A 16,680-nucleotide genomic window follows, 5' to 3' on the forward strand; every position below is an offset into this window, starting at 1 on the left:
ATCAGATCGCACAAGCACCTGCCTTGCATTTCTCGCACTCTTCACAGAACGGCGCATTCCGTTTCAGCGTATTGATCTGCGCCGGGCTCAGCACCGCACCCGCCTTATCCGCATCCGCCTGCTTCAACACCCCCGGCATCAACGGCGCAGCCCCCGTCCCGCTGCCCGGGCTACCCCCGGAGTTCATGTTGATCACCGGCCCGCTCAGCGTTACGCCGCTGGCGTCGATCTTGATGAAGCTGCCCCCGCCCTTGAGGGTCAGTTCGCTGCCGGCCTCGAGCACGACTTTCATGCCGCTGCTCAGGTGGATTTCCTGGCCGGCTTCGATGAACTGGCCGGTGCCGACCTTGATGTGCTGGTTTACGCCCACGGTCAGGTGGTCGTTGGCGCGGGCTTCGACTTTGCGGTCTTCGTAGACGGTGTGGTGTTCTTCGGCCTTGAATTCGCTGTAGCTGTTTTGCTCGACGGTGTCGTGGCGTTCGTTGCCGACGCGGATTTTCTGGTCGTGTTCGACGTTTTCGTCCCAGTCACGCTGGGCGTGCAAGAAGATCTGTTCCTGGCCCTTTTTGTCTTCGATGCGCAGTTCGTTGTAACCGCCGCCGCCCGGAGAGCTCAGGGTTTTGAAGGTGCTGCGGGTTTTGTTCGCCGGCAGGGCGTACGGGACGACGTTTTCCTTGTGGTACAGGCAGCCGCTGATCAGCGGTTGGTCGGGGTCGCCTTCGAGGAAGCTGACCAGCACTTCCATGCCGATCCGCGGGATGGCGATGCCGCCGTAATGGGCGCCGGCCCAGGCGGAGGAGACGCGCAGCCAGCAGCTGGTCTTGTCGTCGGCCTGACCTTCGCGGTCCCAGTGGAATTGCACTTTGACGCGGCCGTACTGGTCGCAGTGGATCTCTTCACCTTTGGGCCCGGTGACCACGGCGCTCTGGCTGCCGAGGATCCGTGGTTTGGGGTGGTTCAGCGGCGGGCGGTTCGGCACGTCCCAGGGGGTGGCCTGGAAGCGGTTGCGGTAGCCCTGGTGGAAATCGTCCTTGAGGTTAGTCGTACTGCTGGTGACCGACTCTTCCAGCACTTGCGGCTGTTTGCCTTCGTGGAGGATTTCGGTCAGCAGCCACAGGTCGTTCCACTTGGCCTTGGGGTGTTGGGTCAGGGCCAGGAAGTGGCCGCTGACCAGCAACGGCTGATCGCTTTTGCCTTCGACGAGCTGGAAGTCGCTGCGGTGACGTTCGAGGGCGCGCTTGGCCAGGTGCTTGCCGCGTTCGCGGTCGATGAAGCGACCGGGGTAGTCGTAGTCTTCGAGGTCGGGCAGGGCGTCGCCACGGTGTTCGCTTTCCAGGGTCAGGCGCGGTTTTTCGAAGTCGTAGTCGCGGCGGGTGGTGCGGCTGGTGCGGGTTTCCAGGCGCAGGTCGAAGCGCTTGATCACCGGGTCATTGGCGACCATGCCGGAGTCTTGCTGGTAGGCCACGGGCGCGAGTTTCGGGAACACCGTCTGATCATCGCCGAACACCAGCTTGTGGGCCGTGGCGCTGTGCTGGAAGTGGTAGTGGATACCTTCTTCCTCGCACAGGCGCTGGATGAACTGCAGGTCCGATTCATCGTACTGAACGCAGTAAATGCGCTCGGGATAAATCGCCCCGACTTTGAATTGGTAGGCATTGCTTTGGATGCCGTGCTCTTCGAGGACCATGCCGACGATTTTCGGCACGCTGAGGTTCTGGAAGATGCGTTGGTTGATGCGGTGCGCCAGGTAAGACAGCTGCGGACGCAGGGTCACGGCGTAGCGGGTCAGGCGTTTGCCCGAATCGCCTTGGGCGGCGCGGTAGATCTGGCCATGGATGCCGCTGCCGTCAGGCGAGAGCTGCAAAAAGGCCGGTTTGTGCAGTAGCGTTTCGAGGTCCAGGGACGGCTGTTCACTGACCAGCTCCACCTCAAACACAAAAGGCTGGCTGATGGCTTCCCGACCTTGCAGGGCAAGGACCTGGAGGTCGTTTTCCAGACCTTCGACAGTCAGGGCAAAGTGAGTCTGATTGGCCGGCGCGAACATCCCTTGTTCCTCGTGCAGTGCTGCGGCGCACGCCGGCACCCAAACGGGCGCTTGCGGACGCGAAAATTCCTGGTAGGCGCAAATGACATCGACCAGCAGAGCTGGCCGATGTTTGGAACCGTCAGCCGCGATTAAGCGACTGGAACACGCCAGTCATCGGAACCCGAAGTACCGGATACTTCGTGGGTCCAGGTGATTTTGCGGTAGGTGAATTGCACTTCTTCCAGGTGCGTGAAGTGCGAGTTCGACGGATCCTGGCAGTTGTGCATTTTGTTGTTGATGGCGACGATGATCGCGTCTTCCAGTTTGGTGGTGTAGTAGTGCTCTTGGGTACCTTGAGCCGAAGTGCGGTACCACTGGATAACGATTTCGCTCATGCGCTCGCCGGAGGTCAGCGCCGCTTGCAGCAGTGGCGAGGACTTGTCGTAGACCTTGGTGATCACGACTGGCTTGTGTACACGCTGACCGGTCGGTTGGCCCGACTGTGGGTCACGCGGGATGATCACGTCGTGGCTGAAAGCCTGAACCATGACCTGGTCTTCGTGGCCTTCCTGGTAGGTGTTGCCAACGGAGTCGGCGGTGAACGCGCCGGCAGTGATCAGGCCTTGTTTCTCGCCGGTAACGGACATGTACGCTGGTGTAGCCATGGATGTGCTCCTTGCTAAAAGTTAGGGTGCCCGGGAGGCGGTATCGCCCGGTGGGTGCCTGACTGTTATCAAGGAGCGTGCCATAAATGATTAATTCTATATAAATCAGGTGGTTGAGGTGGTTTTTCCAACGCCGGAGAGGTTTTTGGCAAGGATCAGCTGAAAAAGTGCGCAAGAAGTTGCGCACCACTGCGCAACTTCTTGCGCACTCGGCTGGAGGGCTTGATAAACCTGGCGTTCAGCATCGCCGGGGGACTTTTCACCGAAATAGTTGCGCAACTTCTTGCGCATCAAGGCCATGAGCCGTCACCCCCGACAATGGGCGCAACGAACAGCGCTGCCCGGAGGTCAAATTCAGCGCCGAGATCACTGAACAACCCTGGCATCGACTGGAGAACGACATGAAAATCCTGATGGTTTTAACGTCCCACGATCAATTGGGTAATACCGGTAAGAAAACCGGCTTCTGGCTCGAAGAATTCGCCGCACCGTATTACACCTTCAAGGATGCTGGCGCGCAGTTGACCCTGGTTTCACCCAAGGGCGGCCAGCCACCGCTGGACCCTAAAAGTGATGAGCCAGACGCGCAAACCGCGGCCACCGATCGCTTTCGCAAGGATTCCGCTGCCCAGTCCGCATTGGCGTCTACCGGGTTGCTGAATACCGTGAGAGCCGAAGACTACGACGCTGTTTTCTATCCAGGCGGGCATGGCCCGTTATGGGATCTGGCTGAAGACCCCTTTTCAATTGCGCTGATCGAGGCGTTTCACAAGGCGGGCAAACCCGTGGCGGCGGTCTGTCATGCGCCGGGGGTGTTGCGTCACGTCAAGGATGAGGATGGTCAGCCGTTGGTTAAAGGCAAGCGCGTGACAGGCTTCACCAACTCCGAAGAGGCCGCTGTGCAGTTGACGGATGTCGTGCCGTTTTTGGTGGAGGATATGCTCAAGGCCAACGGGGGGCTTTTCTCCAAGGCCGATGACTGGGCGAGTTACGTGATCGTGGATGGTCTGTTGCTGACCGGTCAAAACCCGGCGTCTTCGGAAGCGACCGCCAAGGCGTTGTTGGCGAAGCTGGGTTAAGCGATATAGCCTGCGGGTCGACACTTTTTATGTGGCGAGCGAGCTTGCTCGCGCTGGGCTGCGTAGCGGCCCCAAAACTCTGCGTACAAGCGGAGATTTTGTGAGTGCTACGCACTCAAGCGGGAGCAAGCTCCCTCGCCACAAAGTGTGTTTGACTGAAGGCTCCTTGGGTCAAGTCAGATTCGCTAACCCCAATGTCTTGCAGCACTCATCAATCGACCGCCGCTGCGTCTCGGCATACAGCCCTAACTCATCAATCGTCGACCGTCCCAAGGCCTTTTCGAACGCTTGCTGGTTCGAATGCACGCCATAGTGGGTTTGCGCCGCATCCCCCAGGTTCGACTGAAAAATCCCCGCCGCGCTGACCGGCAGAAAGTCTTCGTACACCAGCGGTTCAACCCGCACATAGCCGTCGCGAAGCAAATCCTCCAGCGACAAACCATTCAGCCCCTTCGCCGCCACGCCTTTTTCCGTCACGAAGTAGCGAAAATACGCCAGTTCCTGTCGGCGCATATCCTCGACGGTGTCAGGGAATTCGCCAAAGTGCTGTGTCATTAGCGCGTTGTAGCGTGCGGCGTTGGCTTCGTTGGGGAAATCCTTGAGTTCATCCCGGGCAGCGTTGAGCAAGCGGTCGTAAAGCGCCCGGCCTCTGGGGGTGAGCGCCGCGCCGCGTTGCTCGATTTCACCGAAACGGGCGCTATGACTGCCGCGGGTCTGGGTTTGATCGGTGAAGGTGACAGGCTCGTCCAGCGCCTTGAAACTGGTTTGGCGCAGCAGGATCGGGCATTGGCGGCGGGGCGGGCCTTCGATCACTGCTTTTGGGGTGATGCCATGGGCGGGCATTTGCGCCTGCACGATGTCGATGTCCAGGGTGCGTGGCGTCAGGTGGTTGATGTGCGGGCCTTTGAAGGCCACCACGTCGGCGATCAGTCGATGCTGGGCGCTGAGTTGCTGGTACTGCTCGGCCGTGACGGTGGCGCTGTGGTGCCAGCGGAAGGTTTCCAGGGCTTGTGCGACGAAATCCTGCACCTCGTCTTCGCTCAGGCCGCCCCGGGTTTCAGCGCGTTCGATGAGGGCCAATGCCGCCGGGGTGAAGATTGAGCGCTTATCCAGCACCGACTGGGCAAAGGTTCGCAGTTCGGCGTCTTCGATCAGTTCCAGGCGCAGCAGCGAGGTGAACACCCGGAACGGGCTGACTTGCAATGCGGCTTCATGCACGGCGCGGAACGCAGTGGAATGCACCGGAACACCGGCGGGGGTCAGGTCGTAATAGCCCACCGGCTGCATGCCCATCACCGCAAACAGGCGGGCGAGGGTCGACAGTTCAGCGGCAGTGCCGACCCGGATCGCGCCGTGGCGTTCCATGTCCAGGCGCTGGATTTCGCCGGTGCTGTGCAGCTGTCGGGCGATCTGCGGGTCGCTGTCCAGCACGTGGCGGTTGGTCTGTTCCACCAGTTCCATCAGCGCGCCGTACAGCGGCACTTCTTCGCGGTACATGTCGGACATCGCTTTGGAGAAGCGTTGGCGGATCAGGTCAGGGCTGACGAAGTTCGGATGGCTCATGAAAAGTTTCCTGGCGCAGTGACGTAACGGATGCCGGAAAAGATCGCAGCCTTCGGAGGCGCCGACAAACGAAGTTTCTGACGAACTTCATTCTGCCAAGGACTGTTCTTGCATCGCAGGAGTGTTCGGTTATCGCAGCGCTTGATCCACCAATTCGATCCAGTGCCTGACCGGCGTTCGTCCGGCGCTGTTGAGGTGGCTCTGACAGCCGATGTTGGCGGTGGCAATGACCTCGGGGTGGCCGCTTTCCAGAGCGTTGAGTTTATTGTCGCGCAGTTGCCGCGCCAGTTCCGGTTGGGTGATCGAGTAGGTGCCGGCCGAGCCGCAACACAAATGACTGTCGGGCACCGCTGTGAGATTGAAACCCAATCGGGTCAGCACGGCTTCTACCGCACCGCCGAGTTTTTGGGCGTGCTGCAAGGTGCAGGGGCAGTGGAAGGCGATCCGCTGGTCAGTAGCAGCGCAGACCCGTTCCAACGGTTCCTCGGCCAGCACTTGCACCAGGTCCAGCGCCAGTTCGCTGACCCGCTGGGCTTTGGCTGCATAGACCGGGTCGCGCTCCAGCAGATGCCCGTAATCCTTGATGAAGGCGCCGCAGCCGCTGGCGGTTTGCACGATGGCTTCGGCGCCGTTTTCCAGGTGCGGCCACCAGGCGTCGATGTTGCGTCGGGCGCGGTCCAGGCCCATGGCTTGGGCGTCGAGGTGATAGTCCAGCGCACCGCAGCACCCAGCTTCGGGCGCCGGGATCACGCTGATCCCCAGCCGGTCCAGTACCCGCGCGGTCGCGGCATTGGTGTTCGGCGACAGACCAGGTTGCACGCAGCCTTCGAGCATCAGCACTCGGCGAGCATACCGAGGGGCAGGGCGCTCGCCTGCGGCGGGGAGGTCGTGGGGCAGCTTCGCCTCGATGCCCCGTGGCAGCAATGGCCGGAATGTGGCGCCGATCTGCAGCAAGGTCTTGAACAGATTCGGATTCGGCGCCAGCGCCCGCAACCCCTGACGCAACAACCGCTGACTGGCCGGGCGCGGCACCGCTTGATCGATCACGGCGCGGCCGATGTCCAGCAGGTTGTGATAATCCACCCCGGACGGGCAGGTGGTTTCGCAGTTGCGGCAGGTCAGGCAGCGATCCAGGTGCAACTGGGCTTTGGCCGTGGCGGGGGCGCCTTCGAGCACTTGCTTGATCAGGTAGATGCGCCCGCGCGGCCCGTCCAGTTCGTCGCCCAGCAGTTGATACGTCGGGCACGTGGCGTTGCAGAAGCCGCAATGCACACAGGTGCGCAGAATCTTGTCCGCTTCTTCGGCGCGGGGCAGTAGTTTGGACTGTTCGCTGAGGTTGGTTTGCATAACGCCCCCTAGAGCTCCGCGTACATCCGCCCAGGGTTGAACAGCCCTTGCGGGTCCAGCTGCGCCTTTAGTTGCCGGTGATAGCGCAGCAGCGCCGGGGCCAGCGGCTGGAAAGGCGTTTCGCTGACGCCATGGCTGAAACAGGTGGCATGGCCGCCGAGTTCGTGGGCTCGCGACTGAATGTTGTCGGCTGCGGATTTCAACCAGCGTTGCGCGCCGCCCCAGTCGATCAGTTGCTCACCGGGCAAGTCCAGAGGCCCGAGGTTGTTGGGCAATGACAAGCGCCACAGCGGCAGGCCCTCATTGAAAAAGTCTAGTCGTTGTTCGTTCAGGTCAGCCCAATAACCGGAGTCCAAGGGGTCGCCGCCGAGTCGTTGATGGGCGGCCGTCACCGAACCTTCGCCGCCTTCGAGCCGCAGATACAGACGCTGACCGTCGTGGCAGGCGGCGCTGATGGGCAGTGGTTGCTGGCCCCATTGCGCCAGATTGGCCAAGGCGCGGGCGCAGTCGATGTCCAGGCTGATGCTCAAGCATTGCCGGGGTTTGGGCAGCACTTTGAGCGAGACTTCGGTCAGCACGCCGAGGCAGCCATAACTGCCCACCATCAGGCGCGAGAGGTCGTAGCCGGCGACGTTTTTCATCACTTCGCCGCCGAAGCGCAGGTGGGTGCCGAGGCCGCTGATCACCCTCGTACCGAGGACAAAATCCCGCACCGAACCGGACCACGGGCGCCGCGGCCCGGACAGCCCTGCCGCGATCATCCCGCCAACAGTGGCGCCTTCGCCGAACGATGGTGGCTCGCAGGGCAGCATTTGCCCCTTTGCACCCAGTGCGGCAAACAGTTCGCTGAGCGGCGTGCCGGCGCGAACGCTGATCACCAACTCCGTCGGGTCGTAACCGACGATGCCGCAATGGGCGCGGATGTCGAGTATTTCTCCGGCCACTTCACGGCCGAGAAACGCCTTGGTGTTACCGCCCTGAATGCGCAGCGGCGTGGCGTTCTCCCGCGCCTGTTTGACCTGCTCCAGCAGGGCTTCACTGGCATCGAAGTCCGGCATCAGAAACGCTCCAGCTCAGGGAACGGCAGTTGCCCGGCGTGGATGTGCATCGCGCCGAATTCCGCGCAGCGGTGCAGGGTCGGGATGTTCTTGCCGGGATTGAGCAGGCCCTTTGGGTCGAACGCGGCTTTCACGGCGTGAAACAGGGTCAATTCATCACTGTTGAACTGCGCGCACATCTGATTGATTTTCTCCCGACCGACGCCATGTTCGCCGGTGATGCTGCCGCCGACTTTCACACAGAGTTCGAGGATCTTGCCGCCGAGGGCTTCGGCCCGCTCCAGCTCGCCGGGCTGGTTGGCGTCGAACAGGATCAGCGGGTGCATATTGCCGTCACCGGCATGGAAAACGTTGGCCACGCGCAAACCGTACTCTTGCGCCAGGCTGGCGATGCCCTTGAGTACACCGGGCAATTCGCGGCGGGGGATGGTGCCGTCCATGCAGTAGTAATCCGGCGAGAGACGGCCGATCGCCGGGAAGGCGTTTTTGCGTCCGGCCCAGAACCGCACACGTTCGGCTTCGTCCCGAGCCTGGCGCACGTCGCTGGCACCGGCCTGTTGCAGCACCTCTCGGACCCGCTCGCAATCGTCATGGACATCGGCTTCGACGCCGTCCAGTTCGCAGAGCAGGATTGCTTCGGCGTCCACTGGATAACCGGCGTGGATGAAATCCTCGGCGGCACGGATCGCCAGGTTGTCCATCATCTCCAGGCCTCCGGGGATGATCCCGGCGGCGATGATCTCGGCCACCGCGTGGCCGGCCTTTTCCACGGAATCGAAACTGGCCAGCAGGACTTTGGCGACCTGGGGTTTGGGCAGCAGTTTGACCGTGACTTCGGTGATGATCCCCAGCAAGCCTTCGGAGCCGGTGAACAGGGCCAGCAAGTCGAAGCCCGGCGCGTCCAGCGAATCGGCGCCGAGGGTCAGGTGTTCGCCTTCGAGGGTGAGCACTTCGAGTTTCAGCAGATTGTGTACGGTCAGGCCATATTTGAGGCAATGCACGCCACCGGCGTTTTCTGCGACGTTACCGCCGATGGAGCAGGCGATTTGCGAAGACGGGTCCGGCGCGTAATACAAACCGAAGGGCGCCGCTGCCTGGGATATCGCCAGGTTACGCACTCCCGGCTGGACTCGTGCAGTGCGGGCGGCAGGGTCGATGTGCAGAATGTTGTTGAACCGTACCATCACCAGCAGCACGCCTTTGTCCAACGGCAGCGCACCGCCGGACAACCCGGTGCCGGCTCCGCGCGCCACCACCGGCACGTTGCGGGCATGACAGAGCCTGAGCAGCGCTTGCACCTGTTCCAGCTGCCGGGGCAGGGCGACCAGCATCGGTGTGGTGCGATAGGCCGAGAGGCCGTCGCATTCGTAGGGTTTGAGTTCTTCTTCGCGCCAGAGAATGTCCAGGTCCGGCACCTCCTGCTGCAAGGCCTTGAGTAACGTAGCCTTGTCGACATTGGGCAGAACACCGTCGATGCGTTCGTCGTAAAGAATGTTCATCGTTCACCACCCAGAGCAAAGGGGCTTGCCCCCTTTGTCGCAAGGGATCTCATCAGGTTTTCCTTCCCAAAAACTCCCGATACAGCCGCGCTGTCTTGGCCGGTTGCTCAACCATCGGCATATGCCCGACACCGTCCCAGATCTCCACCTGCAAATCGGCGATGCCCTTGCTCCAGACCGGTACGCTGCTGACGTCGATCAAGCGGTCCTTGCGCCCCCACAGAAGCAGCGCCGGGCATTTGATGTCGGGCAGTTTTGGCTCCATCGGCGGGCTGGCGTGGAAGTCCCTGAAGATTTCTTCCAGCTCGTCGCGCTGCTGTTCATAACGCTGGGCGACAGCGTCCAGCACGATTCCCGGCACCCATGGCGGCGAGACCATGGTCATGGCATAAAAATGCTGGAACTCTTCACGGGAATGAATCAAAAACGGGTTATGCCCGCGAGCCAGGTGTCGCTCCATATCGCTGGGCTCCGGGGCGGTGACGCCTGCCGGGTCGAGCAGCGCCAGCGAGATAATGCGCTCCGGGTAGTTGGCCGCCAGCCATGCCGCGATGTAGCCGCCCATGGAGTTGCCGATCACGTGTACCTTTTCGACCCCACAGATATCGAGCAACTGGATCAACCGTTTGGCCTGGACCGGAATGTCATAGCCACCGCCGGCCTTGAAGCCGGTTTCGCCGTGCCCCGCGAGGTCAGGAATAATCACCCGGTAGTCGTCGACAAAATGCCGGGCGAAGCGCAGCCAGATGTTCTTGTCGGCACTGTAGCCATGCAGCATCAGCACACTGCTGGCGGCTTCGTAAGGGCCGCCTTGCCAGGTCGAAACGGTCATTTCGGGGATTGGCACGACGATCTTGTGCAACCGGTACAGCCGGGCCTCCAGCGCCATGTTCAAGTCATAGAGCCAGTAACCGATGGCCGGATAGCTCAACCAGCTCCAGGCCACGAAGACGGCGATAGTGACAACCAACAAAAGCATCAGGCTATTCCTTTGCAGTGATCAGGACAGCGTGTGGTCGGCGGGTTTGAGCGCTCGGGTCAATGGGTGATAACTGAAACTGAAATCCAGAAACCCCAATCAAGCCATTTCCGCTGCTACAAAGGCGTCCTCTTTATCGTTGTTATCGATCCCTCCCTTCATGTATAGACCAAACATTGGGTATTCAGCTCATGGGAGGTGATGCTATTCAGACCGCCAACCGGTGATGGCTATTTGCCGTTCCCCTGATAGACTTCAAACACACTTTCAACCCGTGTGTTGTCAGGCTCCGTTCAGCGGTACAGAGGCCTCTATGGAAAAAAAGGGAGGAAAGGGACTTTCACTGGCCAGGAGGCTTTATGGGTCGCGAATCCTGGGGCTGGCCCTGGGATTATTGTGCGTCGGCGCAGGGATGTACCCACTCGACCCGGCGCCATGGGTCTGGGGGGTAATGCTGTTCAACGGGCTGCTCTGGCCGCATGTGGCCTATCAATGGGCGCGCCGGGCGGAAATTCCTTTTCGTGCCGAACACCGCAATATCCTGGTGGACGCGTTTCTCGGCGGTTTCTGGGTGGCCGCCATGCAGTTCAATCCGCTGCCCAGCGCGGCGACCCTTTCGATGATGGCGATGCACAACGTGGCCATCGGCGGTTTGCGTTTTCTGTTGATGGGCACCGTCGCGCAGGTGCTTGGGATAGGCCTCGGGCTGCTGGTGTTCATGCCGGCTTTTGTCCCGCAAACCAGTCCGTTTCAGCTGTACGCCTGCTTGCCTTTGCTGTCGATTTATCCGCTGTCCTTTGGCTGGATCTGCTTCCGTCAGGCCGACACCCTCGGCCGGCACAAGCGCGAACTGCTGGCCCTGAGCCGCACCGACAGCCTGACCGGCCTGCTGAATCATGGTGCCTGGAAAGATCAGCTGGAAATCGAGTTTCAGCGTTGCCAACGCCAGCAGCAGGGCGGGGCGATTGCGCTGATCGACATCGACCATTTCAAAACCATCAACGATACCTACGGCCATGTCGCCGGGGACATCGTCCTGCGTCAGCTGAGCAAAATGCTCAAGCAGAACCTGCGCGCAGCGGATGTCGCCGGGCGTTATGGCGGCGACGAATTCTGTGTGCTGCTACCGGACCTGCCGCTGGACCGCGCTGCCGTGGCGATGGATGCGCTGCGTGATCGTTTCGCCACGTTGGGTTACGAGCAGAACCCGGCATTGAAAGTCAGTTTGAGCATCGGCCTGGCAGCCTTCAACCCGGCCCACGACGACGCGACCCTGTGGCTCAACGACGCCGACCAGGCGCTCTACGAAGCCAAGACCACCGGCCGCAACCGCGTCATTTGCCACAGTGATGGTAAACCGCATAAGGCGATGCTCAATTCGGTGTAAGCCAATCACCACAAATCCCTGTGTGCGAGCTTATGTGGCGAGGGGGCTTGCCCCCGTTGGGGAGCGAAGCCCCCCTAAAACCAGTCACCGCGATCTTGAATTAGACAGCGGTGACTGGTTTTACGACTGCTTCGCAGTCGAACGGGGGCAAGCCCCCTCGCCACATAAGTCCGCTCCCACAGGGGATGTGTGGTCATTCAGGTTTGTAGGTGTCGCATCCGGTGTAGAGCCTTGCGTCGTAGTCAGGTAGGGTATTTTCGACCCCGACACGAAACAAGGATCGATTCATGACGTTCAAACGCTCTCGCTCCCTCCTGGCCACCAGCCTTGGCCTGACCCTCGCCCTCGGCGCCTTCACCCCTACAGCCTTCGCCGAACCCCACAAACAAGTCCTCGCCAATGCCGAACAGTACAAAGGTGAAGCCCTGAAATTGCTGGAGCAGTTGGTGAACATCGACTCCGGCTCCGGTTATGAGCCGGGCCTGACCCAGGTGAGCGATATCGCCATCGAAGAGTTGAAGAAACTCGGTGCCACTATCGAACTCGTGCCCAACACTCCGGACAAGAGCAACCATGTGCTGGCCACGCTCAAAGGCACCGGCACGGCGAAAATCCTGCTGATGGCGCACATGGACACCGTGTTCAAGGAAGGCTCCGCCGCCGCGCGCCCGTTCCACATCAAGGACGGCCGCGCCTACGGGCCGGGCGTGATGGACGACAAGGGCGGCATCGTCGCCGGGATCTATGCACTGAAGGTCCTGAAAAACCTTGATTTCAAGGATTACGCGCAGATCACCTTCCTGCTCGACGCCAGCGAAGAAACCGGCTCGGACGTCGCCACCGATCTGATCAAGAAAACCGCCAAGGCCCACGACGTAACACTCAACCTCGAACCGGGCCGCCCGGCGGATGGTTTGGTGGTATGGCGCAAAGGCAGCGCCACCGCCGTGGTCGAGGTCAAGGGCAAGGCATCTCACGCTGGCGTCGCGCCGGAACTGGGGCGTAACGCGGCCATGGAAGCCGCGCACCAGATCCTGCAACTCGGCAAACTGGGCGATGCGCAGAAGAAAACCACCATCAACTTTACCGTGCTCAATGCTGGCGATCGCACCAACGTGATTCCGGATCAGGCCACCGCCAAGGCTGACGTGCGGGCAGCGGTGCCGGAAGAGTTCGACCGGATCGAGAAGGACCTGGCGCGAGTCTCCAAGGACAAACTGATTCCCGAGACTGAAGTGACCACTACCCTTAAACGCGGCTTGCCACCGATGCCGCAAACGGCGGAGTCTGATCGCTTGATGGCCATGGCCCAGGGGATTTACGGCGAAATTGGCCGCAAGCTGACGGAAGAAGGCAGCGGCGGGGCGGCGGATGCCAGCCTCTCGGCCGGAGTGGGTACGCCGACGCTGGACGGGTTCGGGATTGTCGGCGGCAATATCCATACCCCCGAGGAATACGCCGAGGTCGAGAGCGTGGCGCCACGGATTTATCTGCTGTCGCGGATGATTATGGAATTGACCAAGAAGTAATCGGCCAGATCATTCCTTGATGTGGGGCAGGTTCTGTTGTGAGGGGGAGTTGGCCCTGAGGAGGGTTGCGATTTAGTGGTGTCTCATCTGGCCCCTTCGCGAGCAAGCCCGCTCCCACATTTGATTGCGGGTGTGCACAAATAATGTGTCCACAGAAAATCCAGTGTGGGAGCGGGCTTGCTCGCGAAGGGGCCAGATGTCACACCATCATTTCCGCCGAACCCTCACTCCTTGACGCTCATATATTCCTTCGCCCAAACGATGTATTCCTCAGGCTGCGTGTACGTATGCGTCAGTTCAGTCGCGCTCAGATCCGATGCCTGGGTGAAGATCTGGCGTTGTTCGCGCAGGCTGTCATAAGTCGCCTTGATCGCCGCGAAGTACGCACCATGCCCGTCGATGGTGACGCGCACACCCAGTTCGGCCAGGCGATCGTCGTCGCGCAGCAACGGGTTGCCATAGGTGACCAGCATCAGCGGTACGCTCAGGTGCTCGGCGATTTGTTCAAGGTGGTCGAAGTCCCGCACGCCCACCATGCAAATCCCGTCCGCCCCGGCCTGTTGGTATTGCTTGGTGCGGCTGATGATCTCCTGAACCGGCAGGATCCCGGCATTGGTCCGCGCAATGATCGCCATTTCCGAGTCGACTCGGGCTTCCAGAGCCGCGCGAATCTTGCCGACGCCTTCCGCGACCCCGATCAGGTCAGTGGACTTGCGGCCGAATTGCGCCGGCAACAGGGTGTCTTCAATGGTTAGCGCGGCCACGCCGGCGCGTTCGAGTTCGACGATGGTGCGCATGACGTTGAGCGCGTTGCCATAGCCGTGGTCGGCGTCGGCGATCACCGGCAATTGGGCCACGCGGCCGATGCGGGTAGCCTGCTCGGCGAACTCGCTCAGGGTGATCAAGGCAAAGTCGGGGGCGCCCAGCACCTGCAACGACGCGACTGAACCGCCGAGAATCCCCACTTCAAAACCCAGGTCAGCGGCAATGCGTGCCGACATCGGGTCGAAGACCGACGCGGTGTGATAGCAGGCGTTGGAAGCGAACAGTTGGCGGAAATTACGGCGCAAATCTTGATGAGACAGCCTGGACATATGAGTTCCACCATACAAAGGAATGGAAGGGCTTGAGCAAAAGTGTCAACGCCGAAGGAACAAAAGGCTATCACGGGGGAGGGTGAAGAATGATGACGAATTTGCCGGCCAAGGGATGCAAGATCAAAAGATCGCAGCCTGCGGCAGCTCCTACAGGATGTTCAACGATTGATGCAGACGGGTAAAGAATGATGTAGGAGCTGTCGAAGGCTGAGATCTTTTCCGATCACGCCGCCACCGCCTGCTGCTGTTGATTGCGCAGCGGCACGGCACGCACCGAGTTGCCGGGTTGCAGTTGCAGGCGTTTGGCAGTGAGTCGGTCGACGATCAGGCTGTTGCCGACCAGCCGCGCCTGGGCAGTGGTGATGCGGCAGTTTTCCAGGCGGCGGTTGTGGATCAGCCATATTGGCGCCTGGTCGTCGGGCGTGCCGATGGCCAGCTCCAGGCGTTGGCTGTCACGCACCGTGCGGATTCTCGATACCGGGGCTTCGATCACCGGGCCGGCGTCGAAGATGTCGATGTAACCCTTATGAGCAAATCCCTCGGCGGTGAGGAGCTTCAGTGCAGGTTCGGTGTTCGGGTGCGGCTTGCCGATCACCGCCTGCGCCTGTTCGGTGAGCAGGCAGGTGTAGAGCGGCTGGCGCGGCATCAGTTCGGCGATGAATGCTTTGCTGCCAAGCCCCGACAAGTGATCGGCATGGCTGAAATCCATCTTGAAAAAGTGCCGACCCAGGCTGTCCCAGAACGGTGAGCAGCCTTGTTCGTCGGCACTGCCGCGCAGTTCGGCGATAAGCTTGTCGCCGAACAGATGGGGGAACTCGGCAACGAACAGCAGGCGCCCCAGCGACAGCAGTCGACCATTATTGCCATGACGTTGATCGTGTCGCAGAAACAGCGAACAGATTTCCGATTGGCCGGTCATTTCGTTGTTCAGGAACAACGTGGGGATCTGGCGCGCAATACCCAGGTCCGGCGAGGAGCTGACCGTGAGCCCCACCCGGTAGTTGTACCAGGGCTCCCGCAGGCCGACGGCTCCTGTCAGGGCGCTAACGCCGACCACTTGTTGATCGTCGTCTTCAAGCACGAACAGGTAATCGGCGTCCGCACGCTCGACCTGTTCGGCAAAGGTGCGCTGGGCCCAGCGTACACGGTGGGTCAGGCGCTCTTCACTGGCCGGCAGGGTGGTGAACCCGGGGCCGGCCCGTTGCACCAGATCAAGTAAGGCGGGCAGGTCGGTGACTTGAACCGGACGGACAATCATGATGCAGCTCCTTCTTCGCGCTTGTTCGGGCGCTGTCGTTGGGCACGGGGCCGGTGGCGGCTCACAGGGCGATCAACCGGATTGTGCTGGCGTCGGTCACATTCAGAGCCGCGCGCATCTCGGCGCTCAAGGCCACGGGTTGCCCGGCGTGGTAGTCCAGTTCGGCAACGATGGCGCGGTAACCCTTCAACGAATCGTTGCTCACCAAGTAACTGCCGCGGGCATCGATGGCCGGGCCTGGATGCACCGTGCCGGTCTGGCTCTGGGCGATGGAGCGAATGTTCGAGGTGCGTGCGTACAGCGTCGGGCCAGCGTCGAACAGGTCGATGTAGCTGTTGGTCTCGAAGCCTTCGCGTTCAAGAATGTCGAAGGCCTCTTGACCGTCAGGATGAATCCGGCCGATACAGGCCTGTGCCGCCGGCGGCAGCATCGGCACGTAAATCGGGTATTGCGGCATCAGTTCGGCGAGAAACGTCCGGCTCTGCAGACCGCAAAGCCGCTCGGCCTCAACGTACGGCAGGTCGAAGAAATGCTTGCCCAGCGCATCCCAGAACGGTGACTGGCCCTGTTCGTCGCTGTAGCCAACGATTTCGGTGATCACCGCTTCGGCAAAGCGCGCCGTGTGTGCGGCGATGAACAGCAGTCGCGCCCGGGACAGCAATTCGGAAAACCGCGTACGTTCCAGCGCTGCGTCGATATGGAAGCCGCGCAGCAACGTATGACCACTGAGGTCGTGGCACACCGATAGCGCCGGCACTCCGTGCTCGATGTTCAGCTCCCGTGAGGCGCTGGTGAAATGGCGGTTGCGCAAACTGTAGAACGGCTCGTTGAACCCTGCGGTGGCGAGGATTTCCGAGCAGCCGACCAGACGTCGAGTCGTGAGATTTTCCAGCACGAAGAAATAATTCTCCGGGCCAGGACCCTGCACGGCTTTTTCGAACGAAGCGCAGGAGGCGAGAATCTTCTCGCGCAGGCGTTCGGTGTCGTCCGGCAAGGACGTGACCCCCACCAGACTGTCGCGCGCCAGTTGCTGCAACTGGGGCAGGTCGGTTAACTCCACCGGGCGTAAGACCAGCATGGATGTACTCCTGTATCAAAGGGTTCGGCGATTTGCACCGAACCTGACTATCACTGTCGGTTTCCACGCTTGAAATCAGCAGTCGCCTGAATTCATGTCAGACGCTGCCCTTTTT

General features: G+C 61.0%; 14 protein-coding genes. 3 read left to right on the forward strand and 11 right to left on the reverse strand.

What is annotated here, in order from left to right:
• Position 1 precedes the first annotated feature (1 nt).
• The 3 genes from tssI to AB7M26_RS15865 form a co-directional block, all read right to left on the reverse strand.
• Positions 2-2,044 carry a type VI secretion system Vgr family protein gene (tssI, locus tag AB7M26_RS15855; protein ID WP_123499707.1) on the reverse strand — a complete coding sequence of 681 codons (2,043 nt, stop codon included), beginning with the start codon at positions 2,042-2,044 and terminating at the stop codon, positions 2-4.
• A 131-nt stretch (positions 2,045-2,175) separates the two neighbouring features.
• The gene (locus AB7M26_RS15860; RefSeq protein ID WP_007900657.1) at positions 2,176-2,691 is read right to left on the reverse strand and encodes an Hcp family type VI secretion system effector; all 516 of its coding nucleotides are present in this window, start codon (positions 2,689-2,691) and stop codon (positions 2,176-2,178) included.
• A gap of 105 nt (positions 2,692-2,796) precedes the next feature.
• Positions 2,797-2,991: a hypothetical protein gene (locus AB7M26_RS15865; protein WP_123499706.1), complete on the reverse strand. Its 195-nt coding sequence runs from the start codon at positions 2,989-2,991 to the stop codon at positions 2,797-2,799.
• A gap of 101 nt (positions 2,992-3,092) precedes the next feature.
• Here AB7M26_RS15865 and AB7M26_RS15870 point away from each other — a divergent pair, with 101 nt between their 5' ends.
• Positions 3,093-3,770 (forward strand): type 1 glutamine amidotransferase domain-containing protein, encoded by a 678-nt coding sequence (locus AB7M26_RS15870; RefSeq protein ID WP_429379524.1) that lies wholly within the window; start codon positions 3,093-3,095, stop codon positions 3,768-3,770.
• A 171-nt stretch (positions 3,771-3,941) separates the two neighbouring features.
• Here the strand turns inward: AB7M26_RS15870 and hglS are convergent, their stop codons facing one another.
• The 5 genes from hglS to AB7M26_RS15895 all read right to left on the reverse strand — a co-directional run bounded on the left by hglS (position 3,942) and on the right by AB7M26_RS15895 (position 10,216).
• On the reverse strand, positions 3,942-5,333 hold the full coding sequence (gene hglS / locus AB7M26_RS15875; protein WP_429385150.1) for a 2-oxoadipate dioxygenase/decarboxylase HglS: 1,392 nt from the start codon (positions 5,331-5,333) through the stop codon (positions 3,942-3,944).
• Between the two features lie 129 nt (positions 5,334-5,462).
• Positions 5,463-6,680 (reverse strand): glycolate oxidase subunit GlcF, encoded by a 1,218-nt coding sequence (gene glcF / locus AB7M26_RS15880; protein ID WP_429385152.1) that lies wholly within the window; start codon positions 6,678-6,680, stop codon positions 5,463-5,465.
• A gap of 8 nt (positions 6,681-6,688) precedes the next feature.
• On the reverse strand, positions 6,689-7,738 hold the full coding sequence (gene glcE, locus AB7M26_RS15885; protein ID WP_429385154.1) for a glycolate oxidase subunit GlcE: 1,050 nt from the start codon (positions 7,736-7,738) through the stop codon (positions 6,689-6,691).
• Positions 7,738-9,237, reverse strand: coding sequence for a glycolate oxidase subunit GlcD (gene glcD / locus AB7M26_RS15890; protein ID WP_429385156.1), 1,500 nt, complete (start codon positions 9,235-9,237; stop codon positions 7,738-7,740). Before glcD ends, glcE begins: the two co-directional genes overlap by 1 nt.
• A 52-nt stretch (positions 9,238-9,289) precedes the next feature.
• Complete coding sequence (locus AB7M26_RS15895; protein ID WP_123499695.1) at positions 9,290-10,216, reverse strand: alpha/beta fold hydrolase; 927 nt, start codon at positions 10,214-10,216, stop codon at positions 9,290-9,292.
• A gap of 313 nt (positions 10,217-10,529) precedes the next feature.
• Here AB7M26_RS15895 and AB7M26_RS15900 point away from each other — a divergent pair, with 313 nt between their 5' ends.
• Together AB7M26_RS15900 and AB7M26_RS15905 are read left to right on the forward strand one after the other, a co-directional pair.
• Positions 10,530-11,603 (forward strand): diguanylate cyclase, encoded by a 1,074-nt coding sequence (locus AB7M26_RS15900; RefSeq protein ID WP_123499693.1) that lies wholly within the window; start codon positions 10,530-10,532, stop codon positions 11,601-11,603.
• 287 nt (positions 11,604-11,890) lie between these two features.
• The gene (locus tag AB7M26_RS15905; protein ID WP_429385159.1) at positions 11,891-13,132 is read left to right on the forward strand and encodes a M20/M25/M40 family metallo-hydrolase; all 1,242 of its coding nucleotides are present in this window, start codon (positions 11,891-11,893) and stop codon (positions 13,130-13,132) included.
• A gap of 224 nt (positions 13,133-13,356) precedes the next feature.
• On the opposite strand, the gene AB7M26_RS15910 is transcribed toward AB7M26_RS15905, so the two are convergent.
• From AB7M26_RS15910 to AB7M26_RS15920, 3 genes are all read right to left on the reverse strand, one after another.
• Positions 13,357-14,226 (reverse strand): isocitrate lyase/PEP mutase family protein, encoded by an 870-nt coding sequence (locus AB7M26_RS15910; protein ID WP_123499689.1) that lies wholly within the window; start codon positions 14,224-14,226, stop codon positions 13,357-13,359.
• A gap of 226 nt (positions 14,227-14,452) precedes the next feature.
• On the reverse strand, positions 14,453-15,487 hold the full coding sequence (gene astA, locus AB7M26_RS15915) for an arginine N-succinyltransferase (RefSeq protein WP_218396700.1): 1,035 nt from the start codon (positions 15,485-15,487) through the stop codon (positions 14,453-14,455).
• Between the two features lie 61 nt (positions 15,488-15,548).
• Complete coding sequence (locus AB7M26_RS15920) at positions 15,549-16,565, reverse strand: arginine N-succinyltransferase (protein ID WP_429385161.1); 1,017 nt, start codon at positions 16,563-16,565, stop codon at positions 15,549-15,551.
• Positions 16,566-16,680 lie beyond the last annotated feature (115 nt).

Source organism: Pseudomonas sp. F-14 TE3482, assembly GCF_053629455.1.

What these genes read in the sequence shown, in the direction of transcription:
- AB7M26_RS15870 (WP_429379524.1), top strand. Translation starts at nt 3,093, where the DNA reads ATGAAAATCCTGATGGTTTTAACGTCCCACGATCAATTGGGTAATACC.
- glcF (WP_429385152.1), bottom strand. Translation starts at nt 6,680, where the DNA reads ATGCAAACCAACCTCAGCGAACAGTCCAAACTACTGCCCCGCGCCGAA.
- AB7M26_RS15910 (WP_123499689.1), bottom strand. Translation starts at nt 14,226, where the DNA reads ATGTCCAGGCTGTCTCATCAAGATTTGCGCCGTAATTTCCGCCAACTG.
- AB7M26_RS15865 (WP_123499706.1), bottom strand. Translation starts at nt 2,991, where the DNA reads ATGGCCTTGATGCGCAAGAAGTTGCGCAACTATTTCGGTGAAAAGTCC.
- glcD (WP_429385156.1), bottom strand. Translation starts at nt 9,237, where the DNA reads ATGAACATTCTTTACGACGAACGCATCGACGGTGTTCTGCCCAATGTC.
- AB7M26_RS15920 (WP_429385161.1), bottom strand. Translation starts at nt 16,565, where the DNA reads ATGCTGGTCTTACGCCCGGTGGAGTTAACCGACCTGCCCCAGTTGCAG.
- AB7M26_RS15860 (WP_007900657.1), bottom strand. Translation starts at nt 2,691, where the DNA reads ATGGCTACACCAGCGTACATGTCCGTTACCGGCGAGAAACAAGGCCTG.
- AB7M26_RS15895 (WP_123499695.1), bottom strand. Translation starts at nt 10,216, where the DNA reads ATGCTTTTGTTGGTTGTCACTATCGCCGTCTTCGTGGCCTGGAGCTGG.
- AB7M26_RS15905 (WP_429385159.1), top strand. Translation starts at nt 11,891, where the DNA reads ATGACGTTCAAACGCTCTCGCTCCCTCCTGGCCACCAGCCTTGGCCTG.
- AB7M26_RS15900 (WP_123499693.1), top strand. Translation starts at nt 10,530, where the DNA reads ATGGAAAAAAAGGGAGGAAAGGGACTTTCACTGGCCAGGAGGCTTTAT.
- tssI (WP_123499707.1), bottom strand. Translation starts at nt 2,044, where the DNA reads ATGTTCGCGCCGGCCAATCAGACTCACTTTGCCCTGACTGTCGAAGGT.
- hglS (WP_429385150.1), bottom strand. Translation starts at nt 5,333, where the DNA reads ATGAGCCATCCGAACTTCGTCAGCCCTGACCTGATCCGCCAACGCTTC.
- astA (WP_218396700.1), bottom strand. Translation starts at nt 15,487, where the DNA reads ATGATTGTCCGTCCGGTTCAAGTCACCGACCTGCCCGCCTTACTTGAT.
- glcE (WP_429385154.1), bottom strand. Translation starts at nt 7,738, where the DNA reads ATGCCGGACTTCGATGCCAGTGAAGCCCTGCTGGAGCAGGTCAAACAG.